The organism is Aeromonas sp. HMWF016, from assembly GCF_963878195.1.
GTDB classification, from domain to species: Bacteria; Pseudomonadota; Gammaproteobacteria; order Enterobacterales; family Aeromonadaceae; genus Aeromonas; species Aeromonas lacus.
In genome coordinates this window covers 3,535-25,670 of record NZ_CAWNWX010000103.1, presented here as the reverse complement: position 1 = coordinate 25,670, position 22,136 = coordinate 3,535, and the positions used below count along the sequence as shown (strand labels likewise).

Annotated in this window: 26 protein-coding genes; 16 read left to right on the top strand and 10 right to left on the bottom strand. The window is 59.0% G+C overall.

Features of this window, described 5'->3' with window-relative positions:
* Positions 1-145 precede the first annotated feature (145 nt).
* Both aroC and prmB read right to left on the bottom strand, forming a co-directional pair.
* Positions 146-1,234: a chorismate synthase gene (gene aroC, locus AACS24_RS17305; RefSeq protein WP_108571470.1), complete on the bottom strand. Its 1,089-nt coding sequence runs from the start codon at positions 1,232-1,234 to the stop codon at positions 146-148.
* A gap of 12 nt (positions 1,235-1,246) precedes the next feature.
* The gene (gene prmB, locus AACS24_RS17300; RefSeq protein ID WP_033112519.1) at positions 1,247-2,182 is read right to left on the bottom strand and encodes a 50S ribosomal protein L3 N(5)-glutamine methyltransferase; all 936 of its coding nucleotides are present in this window, start codon (positions 2,180-2,182) and stop codon (positions 1,247-1,249) included.
* A gap of 65 nt (positions 2,183-2,247) precedes the next feature.
* Between prmB and smrB the strand changes: the two genes are divergently transcribed.
* A complete protein-coding gene (gene smrB / locus AACS24_RS17295) occupies positions 2,248-2,772 on the top strand; it encodes an endonuclease SmrB (protein ID WP_108571469.1) in 525 nt (174 codons plus the stop codon).
* A gap of 57 nt (positions 2,773-2,829) precedes the next feature.
* Entirely contained in the window at positions 2,830-4,125 is a 1,296-nt protein-coding gene (locus AACS24_RS17290) for a sensor domain-containing diguanylate cyclase (RefSeq protein WP_033112492.1), read from the top strand.
* A 355-nt stretch (positions 4,126-4,480) separates the two neighbouring features.
* On the opposite strand, the gene AACS24_RS17285 is transcribed toward AACS24_RS17290, so the two are convergent.
* The 4 genes from AACS24_RS17285 to AACS24_RS17270 form a co-directional block, all read right to left on the bottom strand.
* Complete coding sequence (locus tag AACS24_RS17285; RefSeq protein WP_108571468.1) at positions 4,481-5,098, bottom strand: histidine phosphatase family protein; 618 nt, start codon at positions 5,096-5,098, stop codon at positions 4,481-4,483.
* A gap of 36 nt (positions 5,099-5,134) precedes the next feature.
* The gene (locus AACS24_RS17280) at positions 5,135-5,521 is read right to left on the bottom strand and encodes a GFA family protein (protein ID WP_108571467.1); all 387 of its coding nucleotides are present in this window, start codon (positions 5,519-5,521) and stop codon (positions 5,135-5,137) included.
* A 472-nt stretch (positions 5,522-5,993) separates the two neighbouring features.
* Positions 5,994-7,457, bottom strand: a complete 1,464-nt coding sequence (locus tag AACS24_RS17275) for a chitinase (RefSeq protein WP_108571466.1) — start codon at positions 7,455-7,457, stop codon at positions 5,994-5,996.
* A 303-nt stretch (positions 7,458-7,760) separates the two neighbouring features.
* Positions 7,761-8,951: a methyltransferase gene (locus AACS24_RS17270; protein ID WP_181364222.1), complete on the bottom strand. Its 1,191-nt coding sequence runs from the start codon at positions 8,949-8,951 to the stop codon at positions 7,761-7,763.
* Positions 8,952-9,167: 216 nt separating this feature from the next.
* Here AACS24_RS17270 and AACS24_RS17265 point away from each other — a divergent pair, with 216 nt between their 5' ends.
* Positions 9,168-9,746 carry a PhnA domain-containing protein gene (locus tag AACS24_RS17265; protein WP_108571464.1) on the top strand — a complete coding sequence of 193 codons (579 nt, stop codon included), beginning with the start codon at positions 9,168-9,170 and terminating at the stop codon, positions 9,744-9,746.
* An 883-nt stretch (positions 9,747-10,629) separates the two neighbouring features.
* Here the strand turns inward: AACS24_RS17265 and AACS24_RS17260 are convergent.
* Positions 10,630-10,908, bottom strand: coding sequence for a YcgL domain-containing protein (locus tag AACS24_RS17260; RefSeq protein WP_108571463.1), 279 nt, complete (start codon positions 10,906-10,908; stop codon positions 10,630-10,632).
* Positions 10,909-11,015: 107 nt separating this feature from the next.
* Between AACS24_RS17260 and minC the strand changes: the two genes are divergently transcribed.
* From minC to AACS24_RS17225, 6 genes are all read left to right on the top strand, one after another.
* Positions 11,016-11,741 carry a septum site-determining protein MinC gene (gene minC, locus AACS24_RS17255; RefSeq protein ID WP_033112498.1) on the top strand — a complete coding sequence of 242 codons (726 nt, stop codon included), beginning with the start codon at positions 11,016-11,018 and terminating at the stop codon, positions 11,739-11,741.
* 18 nt (positions 11,742-11,759) lie between these two features.
* Positions 11,760-12,572, top strand: coding sequence for a septum site-determining protein MinD (gene minD / locus AACS24_RS17250; protein WP_033112499.1), 813 nt, complete (start codon positions 11,760-11,762; stop codon positions 12,570-12,572).
* A 2-nt stretch (positions 12,573-12,574) separates the two neighbouring features.
* The gene (gene minE, locus AACS24_RS17245) at positions 12,575-12,844 is read left to right on the top strand and encodes a cell division topological specificity factor MinE (RefSeq protein WP_033112500.1); all 270 of its coding nucleotides are present in this window, start codon (positions 12,575-12,577) and stop codon (positions 12,842-12,844) included.
* A 191-nt stretch (positions 12,845-13,035) separates the two neighbouring features.
* Entirely contained in the window at positions 13,036-13,362 is a 327-nt protein-coding gene (locus AACS24_RS17240) for an HI1450 family dsDNA-mimic protein (RefSeq protein ID WP_033112501.1), read from the top strand.
* The gene (gene mtgA, locus AACS24_RS17235) at positions 13,347-14,144 is read left to right on the top strand and encodes a monofunctional biosynthetic peptidoglycan transglycosylase (RefSeq protein WP_108571462.1); all 798 of its coding nucleotides are present in this window, start codon (positions 13,347-13,349) and stop codon (positions 14,142-14,144) included. The genes AACS24_RS17240 and mtgA overlap by 16 nt, the downstream gene beginning before the upstream one ends.
* Before the next feature lie 278 nt (positions 14,145-14,422).
* The gene (locus AACS24_RS17225) at positions 14,423-14,746 is read left to right on the top strand and encodes an HI1450 family dsDNA-mimic protein (RefSeq protein WP_108571461.1); all 324 of its coding nucleotides are present in this window, start codon (positions 14,423-14,425) and stop codon (positions 14,744-14,746) included.
* Between the two features lie 43 nt (positions 14,747-14,789).
* Here the strand turns inward: AACS24_RS17225 and AACS24_RS17220 are convergent, their stop codons facing one another.
* Together AACS24_RS17220 and AACS24_RS17215 are read right to left on the bottom strand one after the other, a co-directional pair.
* Complete coding sequence (locus tag AACS24_RS17220; protein ID WP_108571460.1) at positions 14,790-15,101, bottom strand: DUF1289 domain-containing protein; 312 nt, start codon at positions 15,099-15,101, stop codon at positions 14,790-14,792.
* Positions 15,102-15,983, bottom strand: coding sequence for a CvfB family protein (locus AACS24_RS17215; RefSeq protein ID WP_108571459.1), 882 nt, complete (start codon positions 15,981-15,983; stop codon positions 15,102-15,104).
* 193 nt (positions 15,984-16,176) lie between these two features.
* On the opposite strand from AACS24_RS17215, the gene AACS24_RS17210 reads away from it, so the two are divergent.
* From AACS24_RS17210 to AACS24_RS17195, 4 genes are all read left to right on the top strand, one after another.
* Entirely contained in the window at positions 16,177-17,391 is a 1,215-nt protein-coding gene (locus AACS24_RS17210; RefSeq protein WP_108571458.1) for a YecA/YgfB family protein, read from the top strand.
* Between the two features lie 170 nt (positions 17,392-17,561).
* Positions 17,562-18,026: a MarR family winged helix-turn-helix transcriptional regulator gene (locus tag AACS24_RS17205; RefSeq protein WP_181364221.1), complete on the top strand. Its 465-nt coding sequence runs from the start codon at positions 17,562-17,564 to the stop codon at positions 18,024-18,026.
* A gap of 1 nt (position 18,027) precedes the next feature.
* Positions 18,028-18,216 carry a DUF4250 domain-containing protein gene (locus tag AACS24_RS17200; protein ID WP_108571456.1) on the top strand — a complete coding sequence of 63 codons (189 nt, stop codon included), beginning with the start codon at positions 18,028-18,030 and terminating at the stop codon, positions 18,214-18,216.
* A gap of 152 nt (positions 18,217-18,368) precedes the next feature.
* Positions 18,369-18,545, top strand: coding sequence for a hypothetical protein (locus AACS24_RS17195; protein WP_164536729.1), 177 nt, complete (start codon positions 18,369-18,371; stop codon positions 18,543-18,545).
* Between the two features lie 112 nt (positions 18,546-18,657).
* Here AACS24_RS17195 and AACS24_RS17190 read toward each other — a convergent pair whose 3' ends face one another.
* Positions 18,658-19,245: an FMN-dependent NADH-azoreductase gene (locus AACS24_RS17190; protein ID WP_042030597.1), complete on the bottom strand. Its 588-nt coding sequence runs from the start codon at positions 19,243-19,245 to the stop codon at positions 18,658-18,660.
* Positions 19,246-19,458: 213 nt separating this feature from the next.
* On the opposite strand from AACS24_RS17190, the gene AACS24_RS17185 reads away from it, so the two are divergent.
* From AACS24_RS17185 to AACS24_RS17175, 3 genes are all read left to right on the top strand, one after another.
* Complete coding sequence (locus tag AACS24_RS17185) at positions 19,459-20,349, top strand: DMT family transporter (protein ID WP_042030652.1); 891 nt, start codon at positions 19,459-19,461, stop codon at positions 20,347-20,349.
* An 85-nt stretch (positions 20,350-20,434) separates the two neighbouring features.
* Positions 20,435-21,613 carry a formate-dependent phosphoribosylglycinamide formyltransferase gene (gene purT / locus AACS24_RS17180; RefSeq protein ID WP_108571453.1) on the top strand — a complete coding sequence of 393 codons (1,179 nt, stop codon included), beginning with the start codon at positions 20,435-20,437 and terminating at the stop codon, positions 21,611-21,613.
* Between the two features lie 129 nt (positions 21,614-21,742).
* Positions 21,743-22,136, top strand: a 394-nt coding sequence (locus AACS24_RS17175; protein WP_375124254.1) for an HAD family hydrolase, incomplete at its 3' end; no start/stop codon positions are given.

The window sequence follows — 22,136 nt, the reverse complement described above, 5'->3', positions numbered from 1 at the left end:
CCCACATGCCGCCTGAGCGCCGCCCCCGATGGCGATGAGCCCCCGCGGCATTAACCCACACAGACAAAACAAAAAGGCGACCCAGAGGTCGCCTTTTTCATGCTGGCCAATCAAGAGTTGATCAGCCAGTTGGTCGTTATGCCGATCAACGCAGTTGCGGCGTCTGGGTCAATACATCCTGATTCTGGGCGCGGTGACGCAACAGATGATCCATCAGCACCAGCGCCAGCATCGCCTCGGCGATGGGCACGGCGCGGATGCCGACGCAAGGATCGTGGCGACCCTTGGTGATCATCTCGGTAGCCTCACCCTCGGTGGTGATGGTCTTGCCCGGTACCGTGATGCTGGAGGTAGGCTTGAGCGCCATACTCACCACGATATCCTGACCGGATGAGATACCGCCCAGAATGCCGCCCGCATGGTTGCTGGCAAACCCGGCCGGGGTTATCTCGTCACGGTGCTCGGAGCCTTTTTGCTCCACCACCGCGAAGCCGTCACCGATCTCCACCCCTTTCACCGCATTGATGCCCATCATGGCATGGGCGATGTCGGCATCGAGGCGATCAAACACCGGTTCACCGAGGCCCACCGGCACATTGCGCGCGATGACCTGCACCTTGGCACCAATGCTGTTGCCCTCTTTCTTCAGGTCACGCATGTATTGATCGAGTGCTTCCAGCTTGCCCGCATCGGGGAAGAAGAAGGGGTTCTGTTCAATCTGCGCCGCGTCAAACGCCTCGGCCTTGATGGGGCCAAGCTGGGAGAGAAAACCGGTGATCTCAATACCATGCACCTGTTTCAGGTACTTCTTGGCAATGGCCCCCGCCGCCACCCGCATCGCAGTTTCGCGGGCGGAGGAGCGACCGCCGCCGCGATAGTCGCGCTGACCATACTTCTGGTGGTAGGTGTAGTCAGCATGGCCCGGGCGGAACAGATCCTTGATGTCGGAGTAATCCTTGGAGCGCTGATCGGTGTTCTCGATCAAGAGCCCGATGGAAGTACCGGTGGTTCTTCCCTCAAACACCCCGGAGAGGATCTTCACCTCGTCCGGTTCGCGCCGTGGCGTGGTGTAGCGGGAGGTGCCGGGCTTGCGCCGATCGAGATCCCCCTGCAGATCCGCTTCGCTGATCGCCAGCCCCGGCGGGCAGCCATCGACCACGGCGCCCAGCGCCAGACCGTGGCTCTCGCCGAAGGTGGTTACCCGAAAGAGTTGGCCAAAACTGTTCCCTGCCATAGGCGCTCCTGCTTAGTTCTTGTAGATGGCAAAATGATCCTGATACTGCACCAGCTCGTCGCGCGTCATCACGAACACACCGTGGCCGCCGTTCTCGAACTCCACCCAGGTAAAGGGGATCTCGGGGAACTGGGCTTCCAGGTGGATCATGCTGTTGCCCACCTCGACCACCAGCACGCCGTCATCCTTGAGGAAATCGGCCGCATTGGCCAGCAGGCGCTTGGTGAGCTTGAGACCATCGCTGCCGGAGGCGAGCGCCAGCTCCGGCTCGTGACGGAACTCGTCCGGCAGATCCGACATGTCTTCGGAATCCACGTAGGGCGGGTTGGAGACGATAAGATCGTACTTGTCACCCGCCGGCAGATCGCGGAACAGATCGGAGCGGATCGGGATAACCTGCTGCTCCAGCCCGTGATCGTTGATGTTGCGCTCGGCCACATTCAGGGCATCGACGCTGATGTCGATGGCGTCAACCTCGGCGTCCGGGAACTCGTGGGCCATGATGATGGCGATGCAACCGGAGCCGGTGCAGAGATCCATGATCCGGGTCGGCTCCTGTTTGAGGAACGGCGCAAAGCGGTTGGCCACCATCTCGGCGATGGGGGAACGGGGAATGAGTACCCGCTCGTCAACGTAGAACTCCCAACCGGCATACCAGGCCTTGTTGGTGAGATAGGGCGCGGGAACACGCTCCTGCACGCGGCGCACAATCAGTTCGGCAATCCGGTGACGCTCGCTGCTGGTGAGACGGGAGTGGCGCATCGCCGGATCCACGTCCGGCGGCAGATGCAACGCGGGCAGTACCAGCTGCACAGCCTCATCCCAGGCGTTGTCGGTACCATGTCCGTAGAAGATACCGGCGTCGTTGAAACGACTCATGGCCCAGCGCAACATGTCCTGGATGGTGTGCATCTCGGCAACCACCTCATCGATAAATATCTTGTCCAAATCCACCTCCAAGTCGAGTAATATCCGGCCCGAGAATTTTATACAGCGAGCAAGACGAGTACCTGATGAAAAAAACGCCCTCACCGACAGACGAGGAAACCCAGCTGTTCCGCGATGCGATAAAAGGTACCCGGAAAATCAAGCAAGATACCATAAGGGCCGAGTTACGCCCGGTCAAGCAGAAACGCGAAATGCGCGAAAGCCGCGAATCCCTTGGGGTTGACCACTATTTCAGCGATGAGTATCAGCCCCATCTCGAGGACGATGGCCCGACCCGTTACGTGCGCGACGATGTGTCGAAATTCGAGCTGAAAAAGCTCAAGCGGGGCAGTTATCCGCCGGAGATCTATCTCGATCTGCACGGCATGAACCAGCATCAGGCCAAACAGGAGCTGGCGGCCCTGCTCACCCTCTGCCAGAAAGAGAACATTCACGTCGCCTCGGTGATGCACGGCATCGGCAAACATATCCTCAAACAGCGCATTCCGAGCTGGCTGGCTCAACATCCCAACGTGCGCGCCTTCCATCAGGCACCGCGTGAATGGGGCGGCGACAGCGCCATTCTGGTCTTGCTGGATATCGAGGAGTAGCGCGCAAAATCGGCAACCTATACTGAATATCAATACGTTATTGACAGTGGAGGTTGCATGTTTACACGAGGCTCCCATGCCGACATCAAGTCATCCCTCGACGCCATCGGTGCCGCCGTGGCGGTATTCAGCCTCGACAAGGATGACCACTTTGTTCTGGTATCAGCCAACGACACCTTCGCCAAAGCCTTCGAGATAGAGGTGCTTGGCTGCATTGGCAAACGGCTCAACGAAATGTTTCCCCGTTACATCACCAGCAGCATCGAGCAGCCGATGCACGAGTGCGTGAGCCAGCAGACCGGGGTGGAGAGCGAACTGCCCATCGATACCCTGTCCCGCACCAGCTGGTGGCGCTTTGTCCTCTCCCCCATCATTCCCGAGCAGGCACGGATCAACCGGATCATCGTCACCGCCATCGACATCACCGCCAAGAAGCAGCTGGAAGATGCGCTCACCACCAGTCGCCGCCGCTTTGAAGCTGTGGTCAACTCCGCCTATGACGGCATCATCAGCGTCAGCAGCGAATCGCGGATCGAGCTTATCAACACCGCCGCCTGCGAGATGTTCGGCATCGACGAGAGCTATCTGGGCAAACGGCTGGAAACCCTGCTGCCGCAGCGCTTTCGCGCCAACCACGACAGCTACTTCAAGGCGTTCAGCAACTCCCCCATCAATTCGCGCCCCATGCATGCCCGCGCCTCCGTGATGGGGCTGCGCCGTGATGGCAGCGAATTTCCGCTGGAGGTGACCATCGCCAAGATCAATATGGGCCAGACCACCGAGATGACCGCCATCCTGCGCGATATCTCCGAGCGGGCGCGGCTGGTGGAAGAGCTGAAAGTCGCCGCCACCACGGATCCCCTGACCGGCATTGCCAACCGGCGCCGCTTCGATGAACTGGTCAACGCCGAGATGCAGCGCTGCCAGCGCTTTGGTCACACCATGAGCCTGCTGCTGATCGACATCGATCACTTCAAGGAGGTGAACGACACCTTTGGCCACCAGCAGGGGGATCAGGCGATCTTGAGTCTGGTCAGCCGGATCGGCAAACAGCTGCGCGAGGTGGACATGGTGGGACGCTGGGGCGGCGAGGAGTTTATCGTGCTGCTGCCGGAGACCTCGCTGGAGCTGGCCTGGGCCAGTGCCGAGCGGATCAGACTGGCGGTGGAATCGGCCCGCCATGCGCTCTCCGGAGCGCTTGAGGTCTCACTCACCATCAGCATCGGGATCAGCTCAAGCAAGGGGCCCCTCGACAGCGTGGAGAAAATGGTCAGGCGGGCCGACACCGCCCTCTATATGGCCAAGAAACAGGGGCGCAACTGCTGTCGCAAGGAGGAGCCGGAGCCGACCTGATGGCTCGGCCCCTCCTTCGGTCACGACGGCTTGCCCTCGACCTGCCACAACGATCCATCCGTTATTGGAACCAGATCGGAACCACGCCACCTTGAGTGGCGTGATGCTTTTTACCCGCCCCCATACATAGATTGTTTCACTGGCGTGACAGAGTTAACCATCGCTTTTGCACAGGTGAAATAATGGCGCACGGCCCCCGCGGCAGGTCTCTTTTTGCGATAGCGCTTTGCCGTGACAATGCCCCCTCCGATCACCCTCAGATAACGGTCAAGCAGACTCCGAATGACCTGCAAACACGATGCAAAGTGAGCACAACCGGATTAAGGATGATCGGGAGTCACAAAGGTCGGTTCACTCATAGTCCACCGGTTGAGGGGGGTCGGCAAAATGGCAGAGGTTCATCCGGTGTCAAAGGTACCGGAAAATGAACCGTCAGCATGCCGCCGTTGGCCAACTGCCAATCGAAAAAGTCATCAAATCCGGCGCTTGTCACGGCACGGTTCACCTTGGCGACGACCCCATGTGCGACCAGCAGCACCCGCTCCCCTTGCACGCTCGAGGTCAGTTCGAGCAGCCCTTGCGACACCCGGGCAACTACCTCATCCAGTGTTTCACCGCCGGGAGGTGCCTCTGCCCAACGCCGGGTAATATTGCGCGCCCACAGTTCGGGATGACGCGATTTCGCCTCTGCCTGTGTCAACCCCTCAAACAGGCCGACATGCCGCTCACGAAAGGCTGGCGCAAGCTCCACTGGCAAATCCAACTGGCGAGCGAAGATCGCAGCGCTCTCTCTGGTTCGCTGCTGCGGCGAAGCCAGCAGCCGATCGAACGGGGCCTGAGTGGCCGCTATCTCGTCAGCCAACTGGGCAATGTGCCGTTGGCCACTCTCATTAAGCCCGATATCCAGCGCGCCCTGATACCGTCCTTCAGCATTGGCTTGCGTCTCGCCATGGCGGATAACTACCAGCTCCATGCCAACCTCCTTTGTTGGGGCTACCCAAGTTTGGTTTTACTTCCCTTCGGGATAACGGGGATGCTCATCCTGGATCGGCAACCAGGGCAGCTGGCTGTCGGTATGGATGTGATAGGTTGGCGCAACAGCATCCGGATTATCGAGGGAGGCGATGGCCAACGTGAGATACTCAGGGTACTCGGTGCTGCGATACGTGAGGGTGGAGCCACACTCGGCGCAAAATCCTCGGCGGATAAAGTCTGAAGACGCATACTCGGTCGGTTTGCCGTATAACCACTGCACCTGTTCGGCGCGAAAGTCCATCCAGGCCCCGACCGGTGCCCCCGTGGTGCGCTGGCAATCCCGACAATGGCAAAAATCGGCCGCAAAAGGGGCTGCCAGCACCTCATAACGGATCGCCCCGCAATGACAACCGCCCTTCATCTTGCCCCCTTGTTGCAATTTTGCACAAGCCAAGGAGATTACCAATATAAACCGGCCGTTTACATCTATTTTCTCAAGAGAATAAGCGACAATGTGCCGAGATAAAACTGCGCGATATAGCAAGACCTCACCATTTCTGGTGATAAATAACAGTTTACCAATAGAGAAGATGCTCCCCTTATTCGCACAACGAGAGGATTCATTTAATGATGGAAAATGAATTAGCCCGCAGTGCGCTACTCTTATCAGAAGACGCCAACTTATGGGGCTAACGAAGCGGTATATAACACTGTTGTTTGCAACTTTAATCCAACACTATTCCAATTCAATTTCCAGACAAATAGTTCGCCTTATCAGTTCGGACAAAAGCACCATTATAAATACAAGAAAATATTCAGTGATGCACTGTTTTGAATTAACGAGGAGAAGGAGTTATCCCCCCTCTCCTCTTTGAGAGTTAAATTACGCCATCTTATTTGGCAGGAACCACAACCCAGGGGCCACCTTTGGTTGGGTCATCACCCTGCGTCCACCATTTGGCCTGATAGACAACGCCCTTGTAGCTTACCTTGCTGCCGGCGGTGTAGACCTTGGTCGCTTCCCATGCCGGGTTGCCGCCGATGGGCGGTTCGCTCGGATCGACTGGCGGCGGGGTCAGTTTGTCCACAACCCGCACTTTCGGCCAGTTGGCGTGGGAGCCGTAGAAGTTGGTCACGCACTTCTGGTAATCACCGGGCACCAGCGCCGAATAGGCGGTCTGGAAGCCAACCAGTTCACACTCGAAGGAGTAGCCGCCCGGGCGATCCGGGTAGTATTTCCAGTTGCCATCCCAGTTGGTGTAGAGCACGTCGGTGGCGCCGTTGAGGTTGAGGCTGCCATAAGGCGTCTGCTGCCAGCAGGTATTCTTCTCATCGGCCTTGACCGGGATCTCGTAGTGCTTGGCCAGCCCTTCCCAATAGCGAATGCGGTTGACCGGCTGCCCTTTGTCCTTGTTCTGTTCGCCACACTCGATGCCGCCATTGATGACGTTGATGGTGGTGCCAAAGCCGTAGCCGATACCGGCGTCAGCCTCCCGTTTGGAGGGCACCCAGGTGCGGTCAATCACGTGCAGCATGGCCGGCTTCGGCGCCTGTGGCGTCAGGAAGAACCAGATGGCCGATGCGAGGTTGAGCCAGGAGTCCGCCACCAGCCCCGGGTTGTTGAGCAGCACGGAGGCATCGCCATCGAACATCGCCTCGGAGAAGGCACCGTAGTTGAAGTGGTAGGAGAGCTGCTTGGCACCGCGACCGAAGTAGCCTTGTCCAGTACTGCAGGGCCACTTCTTGTTTTGCCAGTCGTTCTGACCGCAGCCGGTAGTGTAGCCGGTCTGTCCCTCTGACCAGCCCATCTCGCGCACATGCACCAGCGCTTGTTGCCACTCCTCCAGCCCCAGCGGGTTGTCGGAGACATTGTCCTTGGAAATATGGCCGCCCGTCTCCTGAGAGAAGTGGGCAAAGGCGGTCACGATGGATTTTTTACAGATCGCATCGGAATCGCGCCCGTCAGTATATTCGCCGCAAAATGCCGGGAATTTGCCTATGGCCCGCAAGAACCGGACATAGGTATATTCCGGCGCCGCCATTTGGGTTAAATAATCCCATTCCGACTGGGGAAATACCCGTTCAACCCGTTTTACGTTGTCAGGGTTGCTCGCCAGCCCGGGTTCAATGGCATCGACTATTTTATTGGATCGAGTCGCCAACGCCTTGGCCCAAATTGCATACATGGGATTGGCTGTCTTGGCTTTTTCCACGGCAGCCACATCAGAGGCAGCAATAACATATCCACCGGGGTTCTGCGGATCGGGCTGAATATTCATGGTTGCGCTCATTGCACTATAACTTGGCAATGCGCAGGCAGCCGCAATCAACCAGGCACAACGCTTGGGTTTGAACATAAATCACAGTCCTTGTTTGAATATAGGGCGCTACAAGAGTAGGTGTTTTATTAACTAAATTCACGATGAGAATTAAGAAATAAAACAGATTTGTGAGCCATTTCACCTTGTCAGCAAAATTAACAATGAACCGACAAAAAGAACTCATACGAAACAATTTTTGACAAGGTAACACCAGTAAAACTGGATCCGCGCGAGTGGATGGAGTGGCTACCATCCGTACATTTTTTAGACACAAAAAATGGCTGACAAGAGGAGCTTGTCAGCCATTCGAAACCATCAAGCTGCAGGGAGGCTAGAGACTCAGGCTTGTGCTTTCACTGCGCGGATCAGGATATTGCGCGGCGTCATCGGCTTGGCGCAAAACTCCCCCACCTCAACCCGATAGCCCTGTTCCTGCAGGAACAAGGCCCTATCGAGGGCAAGCCAGATCTCGAGGGGACGGCGAAACAGGTGACGCACCAGCTCCATCCGGGCAACAGCGCCAAAACGCGCCTCCCCTTTGGCCACAAAGGCACCGTAGTCCACACCGCTCGGCAACGCGATCCCCTTGCGCTCGGCAGCCCAGTCGCAAAATACCGCAAAACTGCCGGTCAACAGGCTCTTTTGCATATTGGGCACCGGCAGATACTCATCGACCCCGCGCACTTCCCGTTGCAGACAATCAAAGGCGAGCCGCCATACCACCTCCTGCTCACGCAAGCGGGTGATCCGCGCGCCGCCGGTCACCGTCTCCTGCAGCGGCAGTTTGAGATCGGCCTTGGCCAGACGCAGCGCACTGCCCTGAGCCGCTTGGGAGAGCGGACGGTAATCCGGGGTGCGGATCAGATGGTAACAGCAGGGGGAGATGGTCACCCCGCGGGCGCTGCGCTCGGCCACTTGCGCCAACAGATGGGTGTGCAACTCGCCACAGGCATGCAGCGCCATGGCGTGGTGCTCGGGCGCAATAAGCTCGGCAGACTCGGGAGCAAAGGCATCTGCGCAGCAAAAAGTCATGGTGGCGCCATCCCGCTCGGCCAGCTGACGCCCCTCTTCACAGAGCTGCTCTTGCAATTCGAGGCTCAAGACCGATGCGTGACGATGACGTGACACCAGTCGCCCAAGATGCCCCTTGCCGGCACACCACTCCAGATAAGGCCCCTGATGCACGGGCAGGCAGGCAGTAAACGCCTCGATTTGAGCCTGCTTGCGCCCCGGCATATGCAACGCCATCTCCTTGCTGCAACTGATGGGCTCGGGGGGAAAAGGTTCAAGCTGACTGAGTTGCCGCAACGCCTCGCCATCGGCAATCCAGGGGGAGAGCAACGTACCAAGGGCCGCCATATTGCCATCGAGTTCAGCCAATTGCTCCAACGTGAGGCCATCGAGCAGCGCCACCAGCTCCGGCGCCTCGCTGGCAAAGGGCATGGTCAGGTGGTGATAGGGCTGATATTGCCACCAGCGCCGATGGCGGATCAGCAGCTGATCCAGTTGTTGAAAACGTTGCGCCAGCACAGGAGCCTCTATCCGGCAGTCAAAAGGAGGCTCATTCTAGCGATCCCGCTTCAAATTGCACTCCCGCTGCGCAGTAAAGTGCCCTTCAAGGGAATAGCCTGACCCGGCTTGCTGCCAGACCTGACAAAATGCGGGGTTTTATGCTATATTCCGCCCCCTCTTTGATGCGCCCCGCCCGATGCGGGTCGTTTTACTACCAACCAGGGGATCAATAACATGACCATCAACGCCATCCTGCAAGCGCGCGCAGGCGCCAAGTGTGAACTGTGCGGCGCCGAGCAGGCACTGACCGCTTTCGTGGTACCCCACTCCCCGGCCAGCGACGATGATCACAGCGTGGCCATCTGCGATACCTGCCGCGGCCAGCTGGAACAGCCGGAGACCGTGGTTGTCAACCACTGGCGCTGCCTGGGCGACAGCATGTGGAGCCAGGTGCTGGCCGTTCAGGTGATGGCATGGCGTCAGCTGAAAACCCTCTCCGCTCAAGGCGAAGTGTGGGCTCAGGACATGCTGGACATGATGTACATGGAAGAAGAGACCAAGGCCTGGGCCGAAGCGGGCATGGCTTCCGAAGATGACGACAGCGTGCCGACCGTTGACTCTAACGGCGCCGTGCTGCAAGAGGGCGACTCCGTTACCCTGATCAAGGATCTGGACGTCAAGGGCGCCGGCTTCACCGCCAAGCGCGGCACCCTGGTCAAGGGCATCCGTCTGACCAACAACCCGCTTCATATCGAAGGCAAGGTCAATGGTGTGCAGATCGTACTGGTCGCCGCCTACCTGAAAAAGGCGTAATACCGCTCGGCAACTTGTGCCGACGACAATAAAAGGATGGCCAGGCGCCATCCTTTTTTATTTGCCGCAGCTTATGAGCCGCGCTGTTATCAGCAGCCCAGAAATAACCTTTCAGCCCTCGCCAAACCGCCTATTTTCACCAACAAGGCACCTTGCAAGCCGCCATACACCTAATCCATGTTCGCGCTTTGTGATGCGCAACTATATGGCTCCCTCCCCTTTATCCTGCACCACACCACCCCAGAACCCGCTGTTGCGCCGGTTTGATTACGCCAACGTATTAACACTTACTGTCACGCTGGCTTTGACCACTATTGGCTACTAACAGCAAGGCTTTGCTCGCCTGCCCGTATCGGCTCCCAAGCGGGATGCTCTCGCCCAACAGGCCTCTTATCAGATGGCGGTAATATATTGGTGGCCAAACTCTTTTTTTCCTCAATGGCTGGCAAGCGCGTCTCGCAAGGTTGCTCGCGCAAGAAATTGGCTAGAAAGAGCGGGGCTATTTTGTGAGCAAGGACAAAAATTGACTAAAAGCAGGCCGTGGAGGCTTGACTTTATATTTAAAAAAAGAGGGATAAAGGAGGTAAGGCGATAAGAAAATAACGGTGTAAATAACCCCTCCCCCAATCGATGAAACAGCTCGGAACAAAATTGGCGCACGTGTTGTGCTCGCAAAAAGCAAACCAGTAGGCAAACTGGCAATATATCGAGCAGATGACCAATATTGTCCGGTTAAGCCCCCCGTTAATTTGTCATCAGTTGTTCAGGCACTGAACATGAGCGATGAATCGCAAGGTAGCAAATGGCGGCAAGCGGGTAAAAAACAGCCCCGTCACACACACTGTTGCGACGGGGCCCTCTTGATGGTTTCAGGCGGGAGAGGTCACACGCCCTTTTTCTGGCGGGCCTTGTGCTCCTCCAGCAAGTTCTCCGGCGGGGGCGGCACCTGCAGGTAGAATCCCTGCATGGTCAACGCCTCCATTACCTTGCCGACTTCGGCCAGCCCGAGGGGTTTGGCCGGGTCCAGTTTGGTCATCAGCACCAGCTCGGGACGACCAAAAGCCGCCATCAAGGGAGCGGGTACGCGGGAAAAGTCCTCTCTTTTTTCAACAAAAAGGTAGGTCTCGGCTTTTTTGCGACTTTTATAGACTGCACACAACATGGAAATTGATATAATCCGACGAGTTTATTGCCTCTGATGGGGGCAAACTATAACATCAGGAATTGAATAACAATAACGGATTAGCATCTCTGCCTCGGGGAAGATTCATGGTTGAGCGCGATAACGAATTGAAAGGGACCACCTTCACTATTTCTGTGTTGCATATCAGCGATGGCGAGCCAGAGCGGATCCGTCAGTTGTTGGCGGAAAAAGTGGCTCAGGCGCCCTACTTCTTTAATTGCGCACCGCTGGTGATCAATGTTTCCCGACTGGAACAGATCCCCGACTTCGAACAGCTCAAGGAGCTGGTGGAGTCGGAAGAGTTTGTGCTGGTCGGCATCACGGGCGCGCGAAGTGAAGAGATGAAGACGGCGGCCAAAGCGGTGGGCCTTGCCGTGATGGCCTCGGGCAAGAGTCGCAAGAGCGATCCCCAACCTGAACCAGAGCCCGTGGTGGCTCCTGCCGCCCCTGTTACGCCCCCTGAGCCGGAGCCGGCCCCCCTCATCCCGACCCGGGTACATGTGGGCCCGGTGCGCTCCGGCCAGCAGATTTATGCTGCCGGCACCTCGCTTGTGGTGCTGGGCTCAGTCAGTCCGGGGGCCGAAGTGCTCGCCGATGACAGCATTCATATATATGGCACCCTGCGTGGCAGAGCCATAGCCGGTGCCCGCGGCAATACCCGGGCCCGGATCTATTGCCAGCAATTACAGGCCGAGCTGCTCTCCATCGCTGGCACATTCCAGCTCAGTGATGCATTGCCGGCAGGCCTCATCCAGCAACCGGTCCATATCCGGCTGGATAATGAACAACTCCGTATAGACCGTATCAAATAGAGTTACAAGGAAGCGAGAATGGCGCGAATCATAGTCGTTACATCGGGTAAAGGTGGCGTTGGCAAGACCACAACCAGCGCGGCCCTGAGTACCGGTTTAGCCCAGCGTGGCCACAAAACTGTGGTCATCGATTTTGACATCGGTCTGCGAAACCTGGACCTCATCATGGGCTGCGAGCGCCGCGTGGTGTATGACTTCGTCAACGTCATCAACGGTGAGGCCAACCTCAATCAGGCCCTCATCAAGGACAAGCGCAGCGAGAACCTCTATATCCTGCCGGCGTCCCAGACCCGTGACAAAGATGCACTGACCAAAGAGGGTGTCGAGAAGGTGCTGGAGCAACTGGCCGAGATGAAGTTTGACTACATCGTCTGCGACTCTCCGGCGGGGATCGAAGCGGGCGCGCTGATGGCCCTCTACTTTGCCGACGAGGCGATCGTCACCACCAACCCGGAAGTTTCTTCCGTGCGTGACTCCGACCGGATCCTCGGCATCCTGTCCTCCAAATCCCGTCGTGCCGAGCGTGGTGAAGATCCCATCAAGGAGCACCTGCTGCTGACTCGCTACTGCCCGACCCGCGTCAATCGCGGCGACATGCTGAGCGTGCAGGACGTGCAGGAGATCTTGGCCATCCCGCTGCTCGGGGTGATCCCGGAGTCACAAGCCGTGCTGCGTGCCTCCAACTCGGGCGAGCCGGTCATTCTGGACAAGGAGTCCGATGCCGGTCAGGCCTATGATGATGCGGTTTCCCGTCTGCTCGGTGATACCAAGGAATTTCGTTTTCTGGAAGAAGAAAAGAAGGGCTTCTTTAGCCGACTGTTCGGGAGTTAAACATGTCATTATTGGATTATTTTCGTTCCAACAAGAAACAGAACACCGCACAACTGGCCAAGGAGCGGTTGCAGATCATCGTTGCTCACGAGCGTTCATCCAGAGGGGGGCCGGATTACCTGCCCCAGCTCAAGCAGGATATCCTCGACGTGATCCGTAAATACGTCAACATCGATCCGGACAAGATCACCGTCCAGATGGATCAGAAGAGTGACGAGCTCTCCGTTCTCGAGCTCAACATCACCTTCGCCGATGACAACAAGAAGGGATGAGCTGACGCCATATGCGTGACCCCTTCCCTCAATGAAGACCGGATCCCCTAGCTGGATCCGGTTTTTTATTGCCTCAACCTGGCGAAGCGCCTGCAACCGGCTCGCCAAGGGGTCTGGCGACAGCTAGAATAGCGCCGCCTTCGCTTGCATCGGCCAGCGAGGCTTCCTCTCTTTTTTCTGGAACAGAACTTATGTCCTTGAATGACGAAATGCACAGCGTCGAAGAGCTGCTCGACACCGCCCTCGAACTCTTTATGGAGCTGGCCTCCGACAACCTGCCGGAGCAGGAGATCATCCGCTTCAATCAGGAGTTCAACGATCGCGGCCTGCTGGCAGAGACCGATCCGGCCGACGACTGGGAAGCGGATGTGGGTTTTGCCGTGAGCGATGCCGAGTACGCCGAGATCTGGGTTGGCCTTGGCAACGAGCAAGAAGAGTACGAGCACCTGTTTGCCCGCATGCTGCTCTCCCGCCGTGTTGACGAGAAGTTCTGCCACATCGAATGGCTGCCCCAATAAGTCCGGATCCCGATGATCCGAGCCAGTATGTCTGGGAGTCTGACTCTGACGCCCGGCAGATGGCGCCTGAAACCCCGGCCCCCTCATTGGGGCGCCGGGTGCTGAAGTGGGTTGGCAAGGGGTTGCTGGCCGGGCTTGTCTGCTCGGTCGTCTCCGTCTTGCTGCTGCGCTTTATCGATCCCCCCATGTGGAGCTGGCGCATCGAGCGAGCCCTCTTTCCGCCTGCCAAAGTGGCACAAGTGCGCCATGAGTGGGTGGATCTGGAGTCCATCTCCAAAGAGCTGCAACTGGCGGTGATCGCCGCCGAGGATCAGCGCTTTGCCGACCACAACGGTTTTGACATGGACGCCATCAATGCGGCGCTCAAGCACAACCAGCACAGCGAGCGGGTACGGGGTGCCAGCACGCTGAGCCAGCAGACCGCCAAGAATCTCTTTATGTGGAGTCATCGCAGCTTCCTGCGCAAAGGGCTGGAAGCCTGGTTTACCCTGCTGATGGAGCTGGGCTGGGACAAATCCCGCATCCTCGAGATGTATCTGAACATCGTGGAGTTTGGCCCCGGTATCTATGGCGCTGAAGCCGCCGCCAACTACTACTTTGGCAAACCGGCCAGCCGGCTGACCCGCTACGAGGCCTCCCTGCTGGCCGCCGCCCTGCCCAATCCCTGGCGCTATCGGGTCAAGCCCCCTTCGCCCTATGTGCAAAAGCGGGCGGTCTGGATCCGCCGCCAGATGGGGCAACTGGGTCAGGTGACCCTCAACCGGGTCTATCAGGCCAATTGATCATCAGGCGCCACCGGATTTTACCGGTGGCTCCTGCCCCGCCTCTGCCGGCTCCTGATTGAGGGGCAGAGAGTGCCACCACCAGCTCTCCCGTCGTCGCTTGATCTGCTGTCGTCTTGTCCGTAACCGCATCGCGTCGTCCCCACGCTCACTCACCCGCCACTTAACCATACCCCCGATATGACCGGTTGGACAGGTCGTACCCCGCGGCGCAGTGGTCTGGCCGCCACAGCCAATAATTGTTACAGTAGCGGCCTCGATGTATCTGGAGTGATTTCATGGAACAGCGTACCCCGGATCAGCTGGTCGAATGGGCCTATGATCAGTTTCTTGAGCAGGCCGCCGACATGCTGGCCCCCGAACAAATCGTCGATATCACCCTGGAGTTTGAACAGCGTGGCGCCGTGGAGGCAACCCTGCCCAATGCCGACTGGTCGGCAGAGCTGGGTGAGCCGGTCGATATGGAGCGCTGGGTCGAAGTGTGGGTGGGTCTGCTGGATCATCAGGAGGAGTTCGAGGTGATCTTCGCCACCTTCCTACTGCCCCGCCTAATCACGGAAAATCAGGTTCATGTGCGCTGGCACCGCCAGCAACAGGCATAAAAAAGGCGCCATCGGCGCCTTTCTTTTTTCTGGCTTCCCTTGCTCAGGGCTGCGCCGCGATGGCCTTGGCCAGACAGCGACGGCACCAACAGGCACTGGCCTTCGTCATCGGCAAGGCCGGCAACTGACTGCACCAGCACTGCTCGATGGTCATCCCGGCGGAGACGGCGCAATAAGCCGGTTCACCACAGCCCGGACAACGGTGGGTGCTCCTGGTGCCATCCAGCTCGGCCATCACTGCCAGCTGGGCATCGCTCTCCATCGCCGACCAGTGACCGATCTCGGTCAGGGTGCGACCGCAGCCAAGGCAGAGGCCATCCTTGGCCTTGCAAAGCCCGATGCAGGGACTCGGCACTTACTCCTGTTCCTCGCTCTGGGCAGCAGCTCCCGCCTCGGTCAGGGTGATGGCATTGTCTTCGATGACGATCTTGCCCTGCTTGTAGAGGCCGCCGATCGCCTTCTTGAAGGTGCCCTTGCTCATGGCAAAAAGCTTGTAGATGAGCTCTGGCTCGCTCTTGTCACCCACTGCCAGACTGCCCCCCTGCTTTTTCATCCGGGCCAGAATGCGCTCACCGGCATCGTCCACCTTGGCCATGCCCGGCTTTTGCAGGGTCAGATCCAGCTTGCCATCGTCGCGCACCTGCTTGACCCAGGCGGTCTGCGGACGACCCGTCATCACCCGGCCGAACACTTCGTTCTTGAACAGCATGCCGGGATACTGGCCGTTGACGATTACCTTGATGCCGAGGGGAGAGTGTTCACCGGGCAGAGCGGTCACCTCGTCTCCCGCCCTGAAGGGGGGCTTGGCGGTGCTCAGGAAGCGCTCGAGGCGGCTGGTACCCACCATGCGCCCCTCGTTGTCCAGCATCAGACGCACCAGATAAACGTGACCCACCTGCATCGGCTTGTTCTGCTCGCGGCTTGGCACGAATAGATCCTTTTTCATGCCCCAGTCGAGGAAGGCACCGATCTTGTTGGCGTTGACCACCTTCAGACCGGCAAACTCGTCCACCATGGCGAAGGGCTTGTCGGTGGTGATGACCGGCTCGCAATCGGCATCCAGATAGAGGAATACCTGTACGCTCTCCCCCTCCTTGATCCCCTCGGGAAGCTGGCGCTTGGGCAGCAGCAGCTCGCCGTATTCGTCGGCTGCCAGCCAGGCGCCGCGATCTTCGAGTTCAACGACGGTGAGGGTGTTCATCTTGCCAATCTGTATCATGGTGCTCTCTTTTTTCATTACCCGGACGGGCCGGCTGGATCACGGCCCCTATGGCCGCGCATGTTACCCCAAGAGGGGTGATCCGGCCTAGTCCCCTCGCCTCACTCTGACCGGCCGATGGCGATATAATCGCCATTCAACCGTCCCTTTGCTGCAAATACCCCCACATTTAGGTAGACTTCGCGGCTGCTCAAATCCAGAGGAACTGTCGATGAACCCATCCACTCGTACCCGTCATCTCAATCAATGGATCCAGACCCACAGCCAGCAGGCGATGACTTATCCCGCTCTGCACGGCTTTTTGTGTGCCCGTCTGGTCGGGCCGGATGCCCCTGACTGGCAGGCCCCGCTGGCCGGTCTGTTGCCCCATGACGCCGAGCTGGATGAAAAGAGTGGCGAGGCCCTCATCCATCTGATCGCCGAACTGGAAGCGCAGGCAGATGAGGCCCAGCTGGCCTTGCCGAGCCAGTGCCGCCTCCCTACCGACAACCCGGAACAGGTCTTTGAACAGAGCCACCCGCTCGGGCAGTGGTGTTACGGCTTCAGTCAGGGCTTTGCCACCTGGCCCAAGCCAAAGGATTTGAACGACCCGACTACCCAGTACCGTTTCAGTCTGGCCGCCGAGCTGAGCCTGTTTCGCGACAAACAGATGGCGCAGATGCTCTATAGCGCCGCCGCCAGCGAGCTCCCCTTTGTCGAGTTCTGCAAGCGCCAGCGCCAGAACATGAAGACCGCCCTCAACCAGCTGCTCCAGCTCGACCAGTATCAGGCTGCGCCAAGCGCTGATGTGGCCCTCGACAGCGAGCAGGCCCAGCAGTGGCAACGCTGGTTCGAGCTGGCGGACAACTGCCGGGATCATCAGGCCCGCCTCGGCTGGTTCGAGAAGATCATCGCCGATGCCACCCCGCTGTTTGATGCCAGTTTCTGGCAACAGCTGGGCGGCCACGGCTGGAGCGCTCCGGAAGTGCGCCCCTTGCTGGCGGCCCGCGCCGGTCGCGCCGACTGCCTGCTGCGCCTTGGCAAGCTGGACGAGGCCAGGGAGGAGTATCTGGCACTACTGGCCATCTGCATCCCCGACGAGCTGGGTTGTCGCTACAACCTCTCTTCCCTCTATTCCCTGCAGGGCGACTGGCAGGCGCTGGCCGGGCTGCTGGTGCGTTTCGATGAAGCCTCCAGCTGGTTGCTCTACAACCGCGCCCTGATGATCTTTGCCTGCGAAGGGGCGGATGCCGCCCGACCCCATCTGCTGGCCGCCATCAATGCCAACCCGCACGTACCGGCCTGTCTGCTCGGTCAGCGCAAGTTGCCAAAGCAGGAGCCGATGAGCTGGCAGGCGGGCAGCCGCGATGAGGCAGCCCTCTACACCATGCACACCCGTGAGGCTTGGCTCAAGCAGAGCGCTCTGCTCTGGCTGCGCAAGGGCTGACCAATCCCGGATTAAAATCCCGGCGAACTGACCCGGTTTTTGTCTGATGGCGTGCGTCACCGCACATTTCATCGCAACCGGGTCAGACAAACTCGCTTGAGTTTCGTATCATCAATGTCAAAGTATCAAAAGAAACTGCATCTGATGCAGCCGTCACAGCAGGGTGTAATATGTCAAAAATCATAGCGTTACTCGCTCACTACCCGCCCTATCAGTTGGTACATGCCGCCGAAATGCTACGGGATACCTTCGAGCAGTTTTATGAACAGCGTTACCAGCTGACCGTCCCCCAGTGGCGTCTGATGATGGTGCTCGGCCCCAACTACCCCATCAGCCAGAAAGAGCTGGTCGAGGCGAGCGGCATGGACAAGGTGCGCATCTCCCGCGAGATCCGCCGTCTGGCCGAAAAAGGCATCATCTTCACCGAAAACAGCGAGCAGGATAAGCGCATCAGTCTGGTCTCCCTGACCGATACCGGTCTCGCCCTGTTCCAGCAGCTCAAGAGCGAAGCGGGCAGCTGGCAGCATACCCTGACCGACTACCTGCCCAGTGAATCCCGCGAGGCGATCCGCCAGCATCTGCACAGCGTCAGCGCGGCCATCGAACAGCTGCAATCCCTCGACAAGGAGAAATAGGATGGATCTGAAGAAATTTGCCACCATGGACGTCAACATGCTGCTGAGCCTGATCAACATGCAGCTGCGTGATCGTTACGATGATCTGGAAGACCTCTGCAAGGCACAGGATCTCGATCAGGCGGCACTGGAAGCACGGCTGGCCAGCGGTAATTTCCACTACCAGCCGGAGCAAAAACAGTTCAGATAGGGATCGGGATCACAACGTCAGCGGCCGCAGTGGCACTGGGGCTAAAACCTGATATGGTCACTCAAGCCTCGGCAGTGCGATGAACGGATACATCACACTGTCATACGAAGGCGCTACTCTTGCTGCCAGTGAGCAAACCCAAGGATGACCCCATGACGTTGAACCGCGAACATTTTCTGATCACGCTCTGCATGCTGTTGATGATCAGCCTCTTCACCCCGCAGATCCCGCAAAGTGTCGAACAGTGGCTCACTGCGCTGATGGTTGGCTCGCTCGCGGCAGTGGTGTTGATGCTGATACGTGGCTGCCGCCGCTTTATGCTGGAGTAGCCTCTGCACCTGCCAGCGGTTCTGTGAACGCAACAAGCTTGAAAAAACAAACGCAGCCAGATGGCTGCGTTGTTGTTTATGGCTGAGCTGATTGCCCTTGCAGGCAAACGGCTTAGATAGCCAGCGTCTCGAGCTGCGCCTTGGCGGCTTCAATCCCCTTGCTCTGGGCATCCGGGCCCATGCCCATCCCCTCGGCGTAGATGAAATCAACCTCCTTGATACCGATGAAGCCCAGCACGGTGCGCATGTAGGGGGTCACCAGATCGGTGGCACTGCCGACGTGCATGCCGCCGCGGGGGCTGATCACCAGCGCACGGGTGTTCTCAACCAGACCGACCGGACCGGTTTCGGTGTAGCGGAAGGTGACGCCGGCACGGGCAACCAGATCGATCCAGTTCTTCAACTGGGTCGGGATGTTGAAGTTGTACATGGGGGCGGCAATCACCACCAGATCGCTCGCCTTGAGCTCTGCGATAAGCTCGTCGGACTGGGCGATCACCGCCAGTTGACGCTCATTGAGGTTGTCACCACCGCGCAGGCCGGAGGCCAGCTCGCCATCCAGCACCGGCAGGTTGAGGGCCGCCAGATCACGCACTGTGACGGCATCATCCTGATGGTCAGCCAGGAAGCCGTCGATCAGGGCGTTTGATTGGGAATATTGACCCAGGATGCTGGATTTGAGAACGAGGATATTGGCCATGGTGAAACTCCATTTGGTTGTCGGTTGAACAGCTGCGCTGTCGATGGAGGTCACTCTAAACATTGCGCTTCTTTGCTGATAGCGAAAATAGATGCTCAACTTGTTCAAAAATTTTGATATTGGTTGATTGCGCGGCAACGGGCGCATCAACCCTTGGCAGAACAAACGATTGCCGCTATGATCCGCCGCACTTTTTTCAGTGACCCGGATCCCATGGCCCACTCGCGCAGCCACTCCCCTTTCGCCGGTGCAGTCTGGATGATGGTGGCAGGCCTCTGTTTCGCCGCCGTCAACAGCCTGAGCCAGTATGTCAGCTTCAAGCTTGGCCTCCCCTCAACCCAGGTTGCCTTTCACCAGTACCTGATCGCCCTGATCTGCCTGCTGCCCTGGCTGATCCGCCACGGCTTGCGCCAATCCCTGATGACCAACCAGCTACGCCTGCATCTGTTGCGGGTGGCTCTGGCGGTGATCGGCATCCAGTTCTGGCTCTGGGCGCTGGCCGAGCCCGTCCCCATCTGGCAGGGTATCGCCCTGCTGATGACGTCACCGCTGTTTGCCACTCTGGGCTCCGCCCTCTTTCTCAAAGAGCAGGTGAGCCGCGCCCGCATCGTGGCCACTCTCTCCGGCTTTGTCGGCGCCATGCTGATCCTCGCCCCCTGGAATGATGATTTCAGCTGGGCCTCTCTGCTGCCGGTGGCGGCGGCGCTGTTCTGGGCTGGCTACTCCCTGCTGGTGCGCTATCAGGCGGCGAGCGAATCGTCCCACACCATCGTCGTCTACCTGCTCATTTTCAGCACCCCGTTCAACGCCATGCTGGCGCTGCCGGAGTGGCAGTGGCCAACGGAAAGCCAGTGGCTGCTGGTGGCCGCCTCCGGCGTGCTCTCGGCTCTGGCCCAGATGTCCATCGCTCGCGCCTACAGCGTGGCGGAGGCTTCATTCATCCAGCCCTTTGATTTCGCCAAGCTGCCGATGAACGTACTGGCAGGCTGGCTGGTGTTTGGTTGGGCGCCGCCCGGCCGACTGTGGCTTGGCGCCGCCATCATCATTGGCGCCATCACGTTGCTGACCCATCTGGAGCAGCGCGCCCGACCATCCGTTTCCTGAGGTACGCCATGCGTGCCTCTTTTTTTGCCCGCTATTCGTGCGATAGCGATCATCAACAATGACCAACGACATCAGGAGAGATCGTATGTTTGGAACCGCAACCCGCCCCGGCGCCACCCGCGCCCTGCTGCTGGGCTCCGGCGAACTCGGCAAGGAAGTGGCCATCGAGTTGCAGCGCTTCGGCATCGAGGTGATCGCCGCCGACCGCTATGCCAACGCCCCCGCCATGCAAGTGGCTCATGCCGCCCGGGTGCTGGATATGCTCGATGGCGCCGCCCTGCGCGAGCTGGTCGCCGAGATCAAACCCGACCTCATCATCCCCGAGATCGAAGCCATCGCCACCGATACGCTGGCAGCCCTTGAGCAGGAGGGGGTCAAGGTGGTGCCCAACGCCCGCGCCACCCAGCTCACCATGAACCGGGAAGGGATCCGTCGTCTCGCCGCCGAGACCCTGGGTCTGCCCACCTCCCCCTACCGTTTTGCCCAGAGCAAGGAGGAGTTTGTCGCCGCCGTCGAGGCCATCGGCCTGCCCTGCGTGGTGAAACCTGTGATGAGCTCGTCCGGCAAGGGGCAGAGCGTGCTGCGCGATCTCGCCAAGCTGGACGATAGCTGGACCTACGCCCAGGAGGGTGGCCGCGCCGGTCGTGGCAAGGTGATCGTCGAGGGCTTCGTTCCCTTCGAGTACGAGATCACCCTGCTCACGGTTCGCGCCGTCGATAGCATTCACTTCTGCGAGCCGATTGGCCACCGTCAGGAAGATGGCGACTACCGCGAATCCTGGCAGCCACAGGCGATGAGCGAGCTGGCGCTGGCCCGCTCCAAAGAGGTGGCGGCCAAGGTGGTCGAGGCCCTCGGTGGTTACGGCCTGTTCGGGGTCGAGCTCTTCATCAAAGGCGACGAGGTGTGGTTCAGCGAAGTCTCGCCGCGCCCCCACGACACCGGCATGGTGACCCTGATCTCTCAGGACCTCTCCGAGTTCGCCCTGCACGTGCGCGCCATTCTGGGGCTGCCGGTCGGCACCATCACCCAGTACGGGCCGAGCGCCTCCGCCGTGGTGCTGCGCGAAGGGCACAGTCAGGATATCCGCTATCAGGGGATTGGCGAGGCGCTTGCCAAGGTGCCGGGGGCCCAGCTGCGACTGTTTGGCAAACCGGAGATCGCCGGTCGCCGCCGCCTCGGCGTAGCGCTGGCCCGGGGTGAAGATTGCCGCGAGGCGGTCGAGCAGGCCAAAGCGGTTGCCGCCAGCGTCGAGGTCATTTTCTAAACGCTGTTTTTTCGCCGCACCGAAACAAACGTTTGCTGGTGTGATCGGGCGCAAGGGGCATGGCAATGCCCCTTTTGCATTTGCCCGTCAGGCTTATAATCCCCTCTTCAAATTTGTCAGGAGTACAAGATGTTAGCTGCCGTGATCTTCGATATGGATGGTGTTCTGATCGACTCGGAACCCTTTTGGCAACGGGCCCAGATCGCCGTGTTCTCCGAACTGGGCCACCCCCACACCGTCGAGGATTGTGAGTCGACCATCGGCGTGCGCATCGATCAGCTGGTCGCCCACTGGTATCGCCTGCGCCCGTGGAGCGGCCCAACTCAGGAAGAGGTGGTGCAGCGCATTCTGGATCGGGTCAACGCCCTGATCCTCTCCGAAGGTCAGGCCAAGGCTGGCGTGCTGGAGGCGCTCGACCTTATCGAAGCTCGCGGCCTGAAAGTGGGTCTGGCCACCTCCTCCCCCTTTGCCATGGTAGAAGCGGTGCTCGGCAAACTCGGCATCCGCGATCGCTTTATGGCGG

What these genes read in the sequence shown, in the direction of transcription:
- aroC (WP_108571470.1), bottom strand. Translation starts at nt 1,234, where the DNA reads ATGGCAGGGAACAGTTTTGGCCAACTCTTTCGGGTAACCACCTTCGGC.
- smrB (WP_108571469.1), top strand. Translation starts at nt 2,248, where the DNA reads ATGAAAAAAACGCCCTCACCGACAGACGAGGAAACCCAGCTGTTCCGC.
- AACS24_RS17290 (WP_033112492.1), top strand. Translation starts at nt 2,830, where the DNA reads ATGTTTACACGAGGCTCCCATGCCGACATCAAGTCATCCCTCGACGCC.
- AACS24_RS17285 (WP_108571468.1), bottom strand. Translation starts at nt 5,098, where the DNA reads ATGGAGCTGGTAGTTATCCGCCATGGCGAGACGCAAGCCAATGCTGAA.
- AACS24_RS17280 (WP_108571467.1), bottom strand. Translation starts at nt 5,521, where the DNA reads ATGAAGGGCGGTTGTCATTGCGGGGCGATCCGTTATGAGGTGCTGGCA.
- AACS24_RS17275 (WP_108571466.1), bottom strand. Translation starts at nt 7,457, where the DNA reads ATGTTCAAACCCAAGCGTTGTGCCTGGTTGATTGCGGCTGCCTGCGCA.
- AACS24_RS17265 (WP_108571464.1), top strand. Translation starts at nt 9,168, where the DNA reads ATGACCATCAACGCCATCCTGCAAGCGCGCGCAGGCGCCAAGTGTGAA.
- AACS24_RS17260 (WP_108571463.1), bottom strand. Translation starts at nt 10,908, where the DNA reads ATGTTGTGTGCAGTCTATAAAAGTCGCAAAAAAGCCGAGACCTACCTT.
- minC (WP_033112498.1), top strand. Translation starts at nt 11,016, where the DNA reads ATGGTTGAGCGCGATAACGAATTGAAAGGGACCACCTTCACTATTTCT.
- minD (WP_033112499.1), top strand. Translation starts at nt 11,760, where the DNA reads ATGGCGCGAATCATAGTCGTTACATCGGGTAAAGGTGGCGTTGGCAAG.
- minE (WP_033112500.1), top strand. Translation starts at nt 12,575, where the DNA reads ATGTCATTATTGGATTATTTTCGTTCCAACAAGAAACAGAACACCGCA.
- AACS24_RS17240 (WP_033112501.1), top strand. Translation starts at nt 13,036, where the DNA reads ATGTCCTTGAATGACGAAATGCACAGCGTCGAAGAGCTGCTCGACACC.
- mtgA (WP_108571462.1), top strand. Translation starts at nt 13,347, where the DNA reads ATGGCTGCCCCAATAAGTCCGGATCCCGATGATCCGAGCCAGTATGTC.
- AACS24_RS17225 (WP_108571461.1), top strand. Translation starts at nt 14,423, where the DNA reads ATGGAACAGCGTACCCCGGATCAGCTGGTCGAATGGGCCTATGATCAG.
- AACS24_RS17215 (WP_108571459.1), bottom strand. Translation starts at nt 15,983, where the DNA reads ATGAAAAAAGAGAGCACCATGATACAGATTGGCAAGATGAACACCCTC.
- AACS24_RS17210 (WP_108571458.1), top strand. Translation starts at nt 16,177, where the DNA reads ATGAACCCATCCACTCGTACCCGTCATCTCAATCAATGGATCCAGACC.
- AACS24_RS17205 (WP_181364221.1), top strand. Translation starts at nt 17,562, where the DNA reads ATGTCAAAAATCATAGCGTTACTCGCTCACTACCCGCCCTATCAGTTG.
- AACS24_RS17200 (WP_108571456.1), top strand. Translation starts at nt 18,028, where the DNA reads ATGGATCTGAAGAAATTTGCCACCATGGACGTCAACATGCTGCTGAGC.
- AACS24_RS17195 (WP_164536729.1), top strand. Translation starts at nt 18,369, where the DNA reads ATGACGTTGAACCGCGAACATTTTCTGATCACGCTCTGCATGCTGTTG.
- AACS24_RS17190 (WP_042030597.1), bottom strand. Translation starts at nt 19,245, where the DNA reads ATGGCCAATATCCTCGTTCTCAAATCCAGCATCCTGGGTCAATATTCC.
- AACS24_RS17185 (WP_042030652.1), top strand. Translation starts at nt 19,459, where the DNA reads ATGGCCCACTCGCGCAGCCACTCCCCTTTCGCCGGTGCAGTCTGGATG.
- purT (WP_108571453.1), top strand. Translation starts at nt 20,435, where the DNA reads ATGTTTGGAACCGCAACCCGCCCCGGCGCCACCCGCGCCCTGCTGCTG.